Raw genomic sequence first — 10,746 nt, forward strand, 5'->3', positions numbered from 1 at the left:
GCCGTTAAGCCTTGATACTAGGAACCGCCGTATACGGAACCGTACGTACGGTGGTGTGGGAGGACGGCATGGGAACTAATCCCATGCCTCCTACCCGATGCCGAGGAGATGCATGGCTTCGGCCGAGGAGCCGATGAAGGTTATGCCCGCTTCCCGGCAGAGTTCGGGGAAGGTGTTGTCTTCGCTCGCAAAGCCCCAGCCCGGGTGAATGGCGACGGCGCCGCGTTCGCGCGCGAGCCGGATGATTTTCGGGAGATCGAGATAGGCGCGGGGGTCTGCGCCGAGAAGAATGAGTTCCTGTGCGGAGGCGGCAGCCGGCTCCGCCTTGTCGATGTCGGTCGCGGTGACGGCCGCGACGGCATTGAATCTTTCGCGTATGGAGCGGGCTATTCGTCTTGCCGGAATGCCGCGGTTTGCAACAAGGATGACCTTGCCGCGCAGGCTTTCGCGGACCTCCTCAAAAGAGCGTTGCTGCATGCTGGATTTCCTTCCTAATAAGCGTGTGGTGATTGGCTGGATTTTTTTGTTGTTTCCCCGCTCCGAAGAGCTTCCGATGCTCGGATTTCCCTGCGGTCAGCGTGCTTTTCTCGATGTTCTGAAAGCTTTTTGACCGACCTCAGGGACCGGTGCGGGAAGAGAGAAGAAAGAGGTGAAGCTTCGAAATGTCTCCGGAGCGGTCAGTTCCGCGTGAGGCTCCCGCGCAGGCACGAGATCATGCGGGCGTGCGACTGGATGACGAGCTCGCCCTCCGAGGAAAGCCCGAAGAGGCGCCCTTCGATCCGGCCGCTTCCCGGGCCCTCGGGGTCAAGAACGGAAATGTTCTCGCCTTTCCAGAGGAGATAGTCTTCGGCGAGGGCGCGCCAGCGCTCGAGAAGCTCTAGCGGGTCTTCCCGCGCGATGCGCGCTGCGATGCGGCACCAGAGGAGATAGGGGTCGTTGATGCGTGCGTGTGAGGCCCCCGGCGCGTTCTGGTGAAGCGGCACGGCATCCGCGAGCTTCCCTGCGGGGAGCGCCGCACCCTCGCGCAGGAGGTCGGCGCCCGGCGCCCAGGAGAGGTTGAGGCCGATCCCGGCGGTCAGCAGCCCTCCGATTTCCTTCAGCAGAATTCCGCCCGCCTTGGCGGCGCCTTTATGCGTGAGCGCGACGATGTCGTTGGGCCACTTGATGAGGACGGCGTAGCCCAAAGCCTCAAGCTCGTCGGCAATGAGTGCGGCGAGCGCGGCGGCGCTTGCGGCTGTCTGCCAGACGCCGGCAAGCGGGAGGCGGATCGCCGCATGAACGTTCCCGCGGCGGCTTTCCCAGGCGCGGTTGTACTGTCCGTGACCGGCATTCTGTTCGTCGGCAAAGATTGAGCCGAAAAGCGGGAGCTCTCCCTTATCGAAATATTCCCGGGCGTTCTGGAAAACCGATTCGGCAGAAGCGAGGCGCAGTGGCGCTGGCGGACGTGGATAGGCGGGCTGCATGGTTCGGGGCATCCTGGAATTTCAAAGGATGAAAGATCCTTTGCCTCGTTTCAGGTTAACAGCAGGAGCAGCCTGAAAAGCGTTTATTGCCGCATCAAAACGCATCTCAATGAAGAGCTTTTGCGCCCGTCTAGTGGCCCTTGAGAGAAAGTGCCGATGGACATTCTGCCTAGTGCGGCGGCCGCAAAGCGTCAGTCGGCGCCTGCTCCCGAAATGTCGTCCCAAATAATGTATGACGATGACGGGCCGCTCTCACGGGTGCCCCCTGAGGCTCGCGGCCGATGCGCATGCGGGATGGAGAGGTGTGCTAAAACTTTTCCGTGCACTCCGCTCTCCAGGTCCGAAACATGTCGTTCCGCAGACATCCTCTTTTTGCCGCTCTCATGACGGGCGGGCTCCTCTTCTCCATTCTTCTGCCCGCTCACGGTGCAGAGAAAATGCCGGGAAGTCCGCAGGCGATCCGCATCGGGATCAGCGAATTTGCCGACTATTCGGTGAATCTTCCCATCCTGCCGGCAACCGTGAAGACGCTCGAAGAGACGCTCGGCGGCGATCGGCTCGAGGTCAGGGAGTTTTCGGTTGCGGCGCTTCAGGAGGCGGCGAAGAAGGGCGAGGTCGACATCATCATTTCTTCTGCCGGCACCTACCGGCGGCTAGCCATTGAAGGCGCGGGCGTGAGGGATCTCGCAACGGCGGTCTCGACAAGAGCTCCGGACCCCAATCATGCAGACGGCTCGGTATTTTTTGTCCGGAAGGACCGCACGGACATTCAGACCATCCGTGATCTTGAGGGAAAGAGCGTCGCGGCGACCCACCAATACGCCTTTTCCGGCTGGCAGACCGCGGCAGGGGAGCTTCTTCGACGTCACCTCCCCGAGGCCGACCATTTCTTTTCCCGCATTGATTGGCAGGGCCACGAGATGGCGCGCGTCGTCAAAAGCGTTGAGGAAGGAAGCACGGATGCCGGCGTCGTCAGGGCATGCTTTCTCGAAGACATCGGCGCGGACCTTGCAAAATTCCGCGTCCTTGATCCGAGAGCGCCCGACGGCCGGATCGACTGCATGACGTCGACGGACCTTTATCCCAACTGGACGGTTTCGACGCTGCCCGGGACGCCTCCGAAGGTGAGCGCGGAAGTGGCGGCGGCGCTTCTCGCGATGAAGCCTATTGAAAATGGCCTCGAGTGGAGCGTCGCCACGGACTTCAGGACTGTCGACAAGCTGCTTTTCGACCTCCGGGTCGGGCCCTACGCGTATCTGAGGAACTTCAGCTTCATGCGCTTCGTCAGGGAGCATTCGCTCCCCTTCAGCATCGGGATAACGTTTCTCCTTGCACTTCTTTTTCACTCGGCCACGGTCTCCTATCTGGTGCGCCGCCGCACGAGAGAGCTCGAGGCGTCGCTCACGCGCGAACGGGAGCTCGAGCGGGAAACGCATGAAGCCGAACTCAGGCTCGGAAGGCTTCAGCGCATCGGCATCGTCGGTCAGATGTCCTCGATGATCGCGCACGAGCTCCGCCAGCCCCTCGCGAGCATCTCGCTTTATGCGTACGGCCTCCTGAGGAGATTTGAAAATAAGACGGATACCCGCGAAGGCACCATTGATTTCATTGAACGGATCGAGGAGCAGACGAAGCGCGCCGCATCGATCGTCGACCAGGTGCGCGGATACGCAAAGGGGCTTCGCGGACGGGCGCCGCTCGATCTCGCGGATGCGGCGAGGAAGGCCGCCGGGGAGCTCTCCAAAACGTCCCGCCCCGCCGCCGTTCGGTTCGAGTCGAAGGTGCCGGGGAGGCTTATGGTTGAAGCCAATCCGCTTGAAATTGAACTGATGGTGCTCAACCTCGGGAAGAACGCCGCGGAAGCCCTTAAGGCCGCACCCTCCGCGAGAGAGCCGGAAATCCGGATCGAGGCCGCGCAAAAGGCCGGGGAAGCCGTGATTGCGGTGTGCGACAATGGGCCGCAGATCGACGAAGAGTCCTGGAAGCGCCTCAATGACGCGAATGTCAGCACGAAGGCTTCGGGGCTCGGGCTCGGACTTGCCATCGTCCGGTCGCTCGCAGAGGATATGGGAGGAAAGCTCGTGCTTTCCCGCCCGGAAAGCGGAGGACTCTGCGCCGAAATTATTCTTCCGCTCATTCAGGAGGAAAGAGGAGATGCAGCCGCTCATTCGGATTGTTGACGACGACGATGCCGTCCGCACGGGCCTTTCCTTCGTGCTTGAAGGCGAAGGCTGGTGCGTTGCCGCTTATCCGTCGGCCGAAGCGTTTCTGCGCGAGGATCTGCCGTCCCGCCCCGGCTGCCTGGTTCTCGACATCAACATGCCCGGCATGAACGGGCTCGAGCTTCAGCGCACGATGCGCGAGCGCGGCTATGGTCTTCCGATCATTTTCCTCACCGGAAAGGGAAGCATCGATGCGGCCGTGACGACGATCAAGCTCGGAGCCGTGGAGTTTCTCGAAAAGACGGAGGACGCCTCGAGACTCATTGCCGCCGTACGCGACGCCGTGGCGCGCTCGCGCGCGGGGTTCGCCGACCTGGAGGCGGATCCCTTCGACGCGATTGAGGCGGTGAGGAAATTGACGGACCGCGAGCGGCAGATCGCGGGCTTTCTTGCCTCAGGACTCCTCAACCGTCAGATCGCGGAGCGGCTCGGCATTTCCATGCGGACGGTGGAAGCGCACCGGCAGACGCTCTTCAAAAAACTCGGCGTCAAAAACGTTTCAGAACTCTCAACGCTTCTTGAGATGGCGAAGATTCCCGACTGATAACCTCGGAAAGAGGCTCTCGTTTGATGAGCTCGGGGAGTACGTACGTAGGGTCATTTTCTAAATTCATCTCCATGAGGAAAGCCGAAGGCGCTTTCCTTCGAAATCTCAACGAAAAATGGAGAAGAAAATGACCTCAATGTCCAAGCGCTCATTCCTTCGCGGTGCGGTTCTGGCTGCTGCGGCTCCGCTCGTTCCCGCTGCGGCGAGTGCAAAGAGCTTCAGTGAACCCAAATGGGACCGCGAGACCGACGTCGTCGTTCTCGGCTACGGCGGCGCCGGTGCGGCTGCCGCAATTTCCGCGCATGATGCCGGCGCTTCCGTCGTCATTTTCGAAAAGCTCGCCGAGGGCGGCGGCAACACCGCGGTGAGCTCGGGCGGCGTGATGATCCCGAACAACGAGGAGCGCGCCTTCCAGTACCTCGCGAAGACCTATTCCTTCGCCAACAGCGAAATTGATGAGGAGCAGCTGCGCGCCTTCGTGAAGGAATCCATGAAGACGAAGGAATTCCTCCTTTCGCTCGCCCCCGATCAGAAGGTTTATGTCTACGGCTATGCGGGCTTCCAGAACATCCCCGAGCAGGATGCCATTGAAAAGTGGCGCTTCCGCACCCCGAAGGGACAGAAGACCCGCGGCGGCGACATGCTCTTCAACAACTACCGCTACGCCGTTGAAACGGTCCGCAAGATTCCGGTGGTCTACAACGCCCGCGGCCTCGAACTCATTCGCGAGAACGATGAAGTGAAGGGCGTCTGGGTTGAGATCGAGGGCCGCAGGGAGGCCGTCAAGGCCCGCCGCGCCGTCATTCTCGCCACCGGCGGCTACGAGTTCGACCAGACGATGCTCTCCAACTACACGATGGGCAAGGACTTCCATCAGCTGGGCGCTCCCGGCAACACCGGCGACGGCGTGCGCATGGCTCAGGCGGCCGGCGCCGACCTCTGGCACATGAATGCGCTTTCCTGCCCGCTCGGCCTCGTCGTGCCGGGCCTCAAGACCGCGTTCCAGATCAACATGCTCGCGGCGAGCTGGTTCTACGTCGACCAGGACGGCAAGCGCTTCGGCAATGAAAAGGCGGACAACCACACGGGCGTCTACACCGTCAATGTCCTCGACCCGATCAAGCACCGCTATCCGCGCATCCCGTGCTACGTGATCTTCGACGAAAAGGCCCGCCAGCGCGGACCGATCGTCGGCGGCGCCACCTCGGGCTGGGCCATCAACCGCGAGGGCTATCGCTGGAGCCGCGACAACTCGGCCGAAATCGAAAAGGGCGTGATCGTCTCCGCCCCCACGATCGAAGCGCTCGCCAAGAAGATCGGCGTTCCGGAGGAAAACCTCCGCGCCACGCTTGAAGTCTGGAACAAGGACATCGCTGCCGGCGAAGACAAGGCTTTCGGCCGTCCGATTCAGAAGAAGGGCAAGTCTTCCTTCGAAGGCCGCGAAGCCCCGCTCATTTCCGCGCCCCTCGATGCGAACGGCCCCTACTACGCCGCGAAGCTCGTTCCGACGCTTCTCAATACCCAGGGCGGTCCGCGCCGCAATCAGCTCGGTCAGGTGCTCGATCCCTTCCGCCGCCCCATCGCGCGCCTCTACAGCGCGGGCGAACTCGGTTCCATGTGGGGCCACATCTATCAGGGCGCCTGCAACAACGCGGAAGCCTGCGTGTTCGGCCGCATTGCCGGCCGCACGGCTGCCGCTGAAAAGCCCTGGGGCTGATGAGCACCCCCAAGGCTGACAGCGCTTGACCCCAAACCCGGCTGCCGCGGTCCGTTAGCGACCGCGCAGCCAGTGAAATCAGGAGACGAATAAAAATGAAGCGTTCTCTCTTTACGCTCGCAGGCTGCGCGATGGCGCTCGCGTTCCTCTTTGAAGGAAGCGCCTCTGCGCAAGGTCTTGCAGACCGCCATGTCGCGCGCGGTCTTCAGTGCCAGAGCTGCCACGATACAACGCCGCCCAAAGCGGACGTGAAGTCGGCGAAATGCGAAACCTGCCACGGGTCGATGGCCAAGGTGGCGGAAAAGACGGCCGACCTCGACATCAATCCTCATGACTCGCATATCGAAGGCGCGCAGTGCCTTGAATGCCACCAGGGACATAAGAAGCCGCAGCTTCTCTGCGACCAGTGCCATGAATTCAGAGGCATGCGGGTGCCCTGATCAGGGTCCCGAATGAACGGGCAGAAAAAAGCCGGAGCATCCCTCGCAGGACGCATCCGGCTTTTTTGACTACTTCAGAAGCAAAAGGCTTCAGGCCCTGAGGAGCTTGAGGAGTTCCTCAACATGGGTCTTCGCCTTGACGCCGCGAAGCGCATGAAGGATCTTCCCTTCGGGGTCGATCACGAAGGTGGAGCGCTCGATGCCGAAGCACTTTCTGCCGCACATCATCTTTTCCTTCATCACGCCGTAAAGATTGCAGACCGTCTCTTCCTTGTCGGAAAGGAGCGGGAAGTTGAGCGACTGCTTGTCGCGGAAATTGCAGTGGCTCTTCACGCTGTCGCGCGAAACGCCGAGAATCTGGTAGCCGAGCGCGGCGAAGTCGTCGCGATGGTCGCGAAAGCCCTGAGCTTCGGCCGTGCAGCCTGCCGTGTTGTCCTTGGGGTAGAAGTAGAGAATGACGCCCTTGCCCCTCAGGGAAGAAAGCGTGACGGATTCGCCGGAATCGCTCTCAAGGGTGAAGTCGGGGGCGGCAGCGCCGGCAGCAAGTTCCTGGTCAGACATCTGAAAGTCTCCTCAGATATTAATTAAAGGCTATTGAAAACAGCCTTTCGATTGAGTGCGGTGGAGTCTAATCCGTTTTGTCCCGGAACGAAAACGTTCCCGGGCGCAAAACCGTTAGGAAATCGTTCTGCCGCACCAGTCCGTCGACGAGGCGGATTCGATGAGGAAAACGGAATTCCTCCGGCTGAAAAAAAAGCCTTCTCCGGGGAAAACTTCCGGAGAAGGCTGGAGCCTTTTGAAAAGGCGGTTTAATCGGTCATGCCGCCCGCGAAGTTATGAGCCGGCCTTGGCGGAAACTTCCCGGTTCGTGCCGGCAAAGGGCCTGAAGAACTGGGGCGCAACCTGCGGGACGAATCCGGAACTGAGGTTCGTCTGGGACGCTTGGTGAGTCTGGTGCTCCCTGAGGTAGTCCTGCGCGGCCTTCGGCAGACGAATTTCGCTGCCCGTGCTCTCCATGTAGTCCTCGTAGACGTCGGCGGCCGTGGGGAGGATCCACTCGCCGTCTTCCTTCTGGATGGAGGTTTCGCGAAGGCGCGACGCCATGGCGCCGCACGTCCACACCTTGTAGTTCCTCATATGGGTGCAGAGGCAGCCCTTTTCCTTCGGGGGAACGGGTTCGCCCGCGCTCATCGCCTCATGACGGAGCTTCCATTCCTTGAGATAGGCGCATTCGCCGTGGTTGAGAAGGTACCCGTAGGCTTCGCAGTTGGGACGAATGTCGCTTTCGATCGCCGGAGAGCACTTCAGCATGCGCATCGGATAGCCCGTGGGGGAGAGGCCGTTCACTTCGATGTCTTCGGGCTTCGAATTGAAGAACGCCTGCTTGGCGGCGCACGTGAGGCCGCTCTCTTCGGTGACGGCAAAGCGGGTGGCGGCCTGAATGCCGTTCGCGCCCACCTCGCCCATAAAGCGCGCGGCGTCTCCGCCCGTGAAGATTCCGCCCGCGGCAATCACCGGAATGGAGAGGTTCTTTTCCGCAAGAAACGCCTTCACTTCCTTCACGATGGCTTCGAGCGAATGATTCTTCCAGTCCTCCATGCCGAAGCCGAGGTGGCCGCCGGCCAAGGGGCCTTCAACCACGACGTAGTCGGGGAGGCGTCCGGTTGCGGCGCTCTTTCTGAGGAAAAGGTTGAGCGCGCGAGAGGAGGAGACGATGATCCCGAGGAGCGCATCGTGAAAGTGCTTGTTCTCCGACATCAGGCGGAAGCTCGAGAGGTGAAGGCCCGCCGAGAGCGTGATGCCGTCGATCCCGGCGTCGAGCGCCGCGTTGAGGCGGGTTTTGAGCGTATCGAGCCCCGAATTCATCGTGAGCTTTTCCATGCAGTTGATGAGCATGAGCCCGCGGCCGGTGGTGCGCTGCATGACGTTCGAGATGTAGCGGATGGTCGCTTCGCGAACGGCGTCGAGATCAAAAAGTTCGGCCGATTTGTCCGCGGCGTCCCTCAGGCCCGCGTAGAGCTTTGCCTTCGCTGCAGTGAAGCGCGTGCCGAAAAGGCGGTCCGAGACGTCCATCAGCATGGCGTCCGAAAGATGAGAAATGCCGCCGAGCTTTTCAACGGCGAGACCCAGCTCGGCCGTGGAAATATTCGTGCCCATGCCGCCCACGATGAGGGGCGAATAGTCTCTTCCGCGCAGCGTAAGAGCGTAGGAGCTGAGTGAGGTCATTTGAAACTCCGAAGGAATAGGGGGCGGCAGCTCTGCCGCTCGTTCAGGTTTCGAAAGTTTCTCTTTTCAGAAGTCCGATTCACGGGCTTAAAAACTGGGATAAATCCGCAAAAAAAGGCTCGTTTTCAGAAGCGAAAATATGCTATGGGAGAAAACCCTGATATGGGGAGCAATGCGTCGGGACGGACTTCCGGAGTAGGCAGAACGGGATTTTTCGGGCGAGCGGCCGGCGTTGCGCCCGTTCTTCTCAAAACATTTCCCAAGCAACAACTTGTTGCATAATGCGGAAAAGTTTCCGGCTCTGCCCTTTAAGAGGCAGAGCCTTCCCCGATGAACCGGGTGCCTGCGCAGTCTGATCCTTGAATCGCGCCCTCGAAGGCATCCTCAGAGACAAAAACAAAAAATATGGAACCCTATGCCGCTGGATGGCTGTCCATCGTTCCGCCGATTGTTGCCATCGTTCTTGCGCTTCTGACGAAGGAAGTGCTCTCATCCCTCCTGATCGGCATCCTGACGGGCACCCTGATCTACACGATCGGCACCGACGGGAACGTCATCATGGATACGCTGCAGACGACCTTCACGCTGATGGGCAACAAGGTCGACTTCAACATCCTGATCTTCACCTCGCTTCTGGGCGCCCTGGTTTACGTGGTTGCCATGTCGGGCGGCACGAAGGCCTACGGCAACTGGGCGGTCGAGCGCGTGAAGACGCGCCGCGCGACGCTCTTCTCGACCTCGGGCCTCGGCATCCTGATCTTCATCGACGACTACTTCAACTGCCTCTCCGTCGGCACTGTGATGCGTCCGCTCTGCGACCGCTACAACGTCTCGCGCGCGAAGCTCGCCTATATCATCGACTCGACGGCGGCTCCGGTCTGCATCATCGCGCCGGTCTCCTCCTGGGCGGCAGCTGTGGGCTCGTCCCTGAAGGGCAACGGCGTCTTTGAGTCCGACATGGCGGCCTTCATCGCCTCGATTCCCTGGAACTTCTACGCGCTCCTCTCGATCTTCATGGTGTTCTTCATCATCGCCACGGGCCTCGACTTCGGGCCGATGCGCCGCTCTGAAGAACGCGCTGCCGCGGGCGACACGGGCGGCGTGAGAGGGGGCGGAGCGGAACCCCCGAAGCCCAATCCCAGGGGCCGCGTCTCCGACATGCTGATTCCGATCTGCGCCCTCATCGTGCTCGCCGTCCTTTCGCTCATGTATTCGGGCGGCTACTGGGGCGCCGATCCGGCGTACCACTCGTTCCAGGCCTCGATCGGGAATTCGTCGGCCGCTTCGGCCCTCGTGTGGGCGGCCTTCGGCTCCGTGCTCGTCGCCTTCCTTCTTTACGTGCCGAGAAAGCTCGTTCCCTTCGCCGACTTCATGCAGGGGCTTCTTGAAGGCATGAAGCTCATGCTTCCGGCCAACATCATTCTGATTCTCGCCTGGACGCTCTCGGGCGTCTGCCGCGACCTCATCAGCACGCCGCAGTTCGTCGAGTCCATCGTGACGCAGTCGGGCGCGGGCCTCTCGCTCTTCCTCCCGGCGGTCGTCTTCGTGATCGCGGCCTTCCTCGCCTTCTCGACGGGCACGGCCTGGGGCACCTTCGGCATCCTCATCCCGATCGTCGTGCCGGTCGTTCAGGGCATTGATCCCTCGCTCACGATCGTCGTTCTTTCGGCCACCCTCGCGGGTTCTGTCTTCGGCGACCACTGCTCTCCGATTTCCGATACGACGATTCTTTCGTCGGCAGGCGCCGGGTGCAACCACATCGAGCACGTGGCGACGCAGCTTCCCTATGCGCTTCTCGTTGCCGCCTGCTCGGCCGTGGGGTACCTCGTCGCCGGCCTCTCGCACGGCAACCTCTGGCTCTCGCTCGGCACGGCGCTCCTTCTTCTGATCGTGTCGGTTGTGGTTCTCCACAGCCTGCGCGGAAAGCAGAAGGCTGCCGCAGCCTGATTGACTGCACTGAAAGTTCCCGGGACCGCCGCGAGCGGTCCCGAAAAATCCCCCGGAAAGTCCTCTTCGGCGCCGGGGGATTTTTTTGCCGTGTGCCCGGCATGGGCGATTTCTATAGGGTGAAAGTCCCGATGAGCAGGAGGTAGTGCCAAGCTCACAGCCAGAGGCAAGGGTGTCCGTCGTG

The 10,746-nt window shown here is 61.2% G+C and carries 10 protein-coding genes; 6 read left to right on the top strand and 4 right to left on the bottom strand.

Annotation, left to right across the window (positions count from 1 at the left end; translation table 11 throughout):
- Positions 1-90: 90 nt before the first annotated feature.
- Entirely contained in the window at positions 91-477 is a 387-nt protein-coding gene (locus GBM95_RS09520) for a biotin carboxylase N-terminal domain-containing protein (RefSeq protein WP_226963259.1), read from the bottom strand.
- Here GBM95_RS09520 and GBM95_RS13050 point away from each other — a divergent pair.
- Positions 476-610: a hypothetical protein gene (locus GBM95_RS13050; protein ID WP_264298097.1), complete on the top strand. Its 135-nt coding sequence runs from the start codon at positions 476-478 to the stop codon at positions 608-610. The genes GBM95_RS09520 and GBM95_RS13050 overlap by 2 nt on opposite strands.
- A 67-nt stretch (positions 611-677) precedes the next feature.
- Here the strand turns inward: GBM95_RS13050 and GBM95_RS09525 are convergent, their stop codons facing one another.
- Positions 678-1,463: a hypothetical protein gene (locus tag GBM95_RS09525; protein ID WP_152158886.1), complete on the bottom strand. Its 786-nt coding sequence runs from the start codon at positions 1,461-1,463 to the stop codon at positions 678-680.
- Between the two features lie 347 nt (positions 1,464-1,810).
- Here GBM95_RS09525 and GBM95_RS09530 point away from each other — a divergent pair, with 347 nt between their 5' ends.
- The 4 genes from GBM95_RS09530 to GBM95_RS09545 all read left to right on the top strand — a co-directional run bounded on the left by GBM95_RS09530 (position 1,811) and on the right by GBM95_RS09545 (position 6,389).
- Positions 1,811-3,643, top strand: coding sequence for a sensor histidine kinase (locus GBM95_RS09530; RefSeq protein WP_152158887.1), 1,833 nt, complete (start codon positions 1,811-1,813; stop codon positions 3,641-3,643).
- On the top strand, positions 3,618-4,229 hold the full coding sequence (locus GBM95_RS09535) for a response regulator transcription factor (protein ID WP_152158888.1): 612 nt from the start codon (positions 3,618-3,620) through the stop codon (positions 4,227-4,229). The genes GBM95_RS09530 and GBM95_RS09535 overlap by 26 nt, the downstream gene beginning before the upstream one ends.
- 130 nt (positions 4,230-4,359) lie before the next feature.
- Positions 4,360-5,949, top strand: coding sequence for an FAD-dependent oxidoreductase (locus GBM95_RS09540; RefSeq protein ID WP_226963260.1), 1,590 nt, complete (start codon positions 4,360-4,362; stop codon positions 5,947-5,949).
- A 95-nt stretch (positions 5,950-6,044) separates the two neighbouring features.
- On the top strand, positions 6,045-6,389 hold the full coding sequence (locus GBM95_RS09545) for a cytochrome c3 family protein (RefSeq protein ID WP_152158889.1): 345 nt from the start codon (positions 6,045-6,047) through the stop codon (positions 6,387-6,389).
- A gap of 90 nt (positions 6,390-6,479) precedes the next feature.
- On the opposite strand, the gene bcp is transcribed toward GBM95_RS09545, so the two are convergent.
- On the bottom strand, positions 6,480-6,950 hold the full coding sequence (gene bcp, locus GBM95_RS09550) for a thioredoxin-dependent thiol peroxidase (RefSeq protein ID WP_152158890.1): 471 nt from the start codon (positions 6,948-6,950) through the stop codon (positions 6,480-6,482).
- A gap of 273 nt (positions 6,951-7,223) precedes the next feature.
- Positions 7,224-8,615: a nitronate monooxygenase gene (locus tag GBM95_RS09555; protein ID WP_152158891.1), complete on the bottom strand. Its 1,392-nt coding sequence runs from the start codon at positions 8,613-8,615 to the stop codon at positions 7,224-7,226.
- Positions 8,616-9,020: 405 nt separating this feature from the next.
- Between GBM95_RS09555 and GBM95_RS09560 the strand changes: the two genes are divergently transcribed.
- Complete coding sequence (locus GBM95_RS09560) at positions 9,021-10,562, top strand: Na+/H+ antiporter NhaC family protein (RefSeq protein ID WP_152158892.1); 1,542 nt, start codon at positions 9,021-9,023, stop codon at positions 10,560-10,562.
- Positions 10,563-10,746: the final 184 nt, after the last annotated feature.

The organism is Sutterella seckii, from assembly GCF_009183815.1.
GTDB classification, from domain to species: domain Bacteria; phylum Pseudomonadota; class Gammaproteobacteria; order Burkholderiales; family Burkholderiaceae_F; genus Sutterella; species Sutterella seckii.

Excerpts from the sequence above, each read along its gene's own strand:
- GBM95_RS13050 (WP_264298097.1), top strand. The coding sequence starts at position 476 with ATGCTGGATTTCCTTCCTAATAAGCGTGTGGTGATTGGCTGGATTTTT.
- GBM95_RS09520 (WP_226963259.1), bottom strand. The coding sequence starts at position 477 with ATGCAGCAACGCTCTTTTGAGGAGGTCCGCGAAAGCCTGCGCGGCAAG.
- GBM95_RS09525 (WP_152158886.1), bottom strand. The coding sequence starts at position 1,463 with ATGCAGCCCGCCTATCCACGTCCGCCAGCGCCACTGCGCCTCGCTTCT.
- GBM95_RS09530 (WP_152158887.1), top strand. The coding sequence starts at position 1,811 with ATGTCGTTCCGCAGACATCCTCTTTTTGCCGCTCTCATGACGGGCGGG.
- GBM95_RS09535 (WP_152158888.1), top strand. The coding sequence starts at position 3,618 with ATGCAGCCGCTCATTCGGATTGTTGACGACGACGATGCCGTCCGCACG.
- GBM95_RS09540 (WP_226963260.1), top strand. The coding sequence starts at position 4,360 with ATGACCTCAATGTCCAAGCGCTCATTCCTTCGCGGTGCGGTTCTGGCT.
- GBM95_RS09545 (WP_152158889.1), top strand. The coding sequence starts at position 6,045 with ATGAAGCGTTCTCTCTTTACGCTCGCAGGCTGCGCGATGGCGCTCGCG.
- bcp (WP_152158890.1), bottom strand. The coding sequence starts at position 6,950 with ATGTCTGACCAGGAACTTGCTGCCGGCGCTGCCGCCCCCGACTTCACC.
- GBM95_RS09555 (WP_152158891.1), bottom strand. The coding sequence starts at position 8,615 with ATGACCTCACTCAGCTCCTACGCTCTTACGCTGCGCGGAAGAGACTAT.
- GBM95_RS09560 (WP_152158892.1), top strand. The coding sequence starts at position 9,021 with ATGGAACCCTATGCCGCTGGATGGCTGTCCATCGTTCCGCCGATTGTT.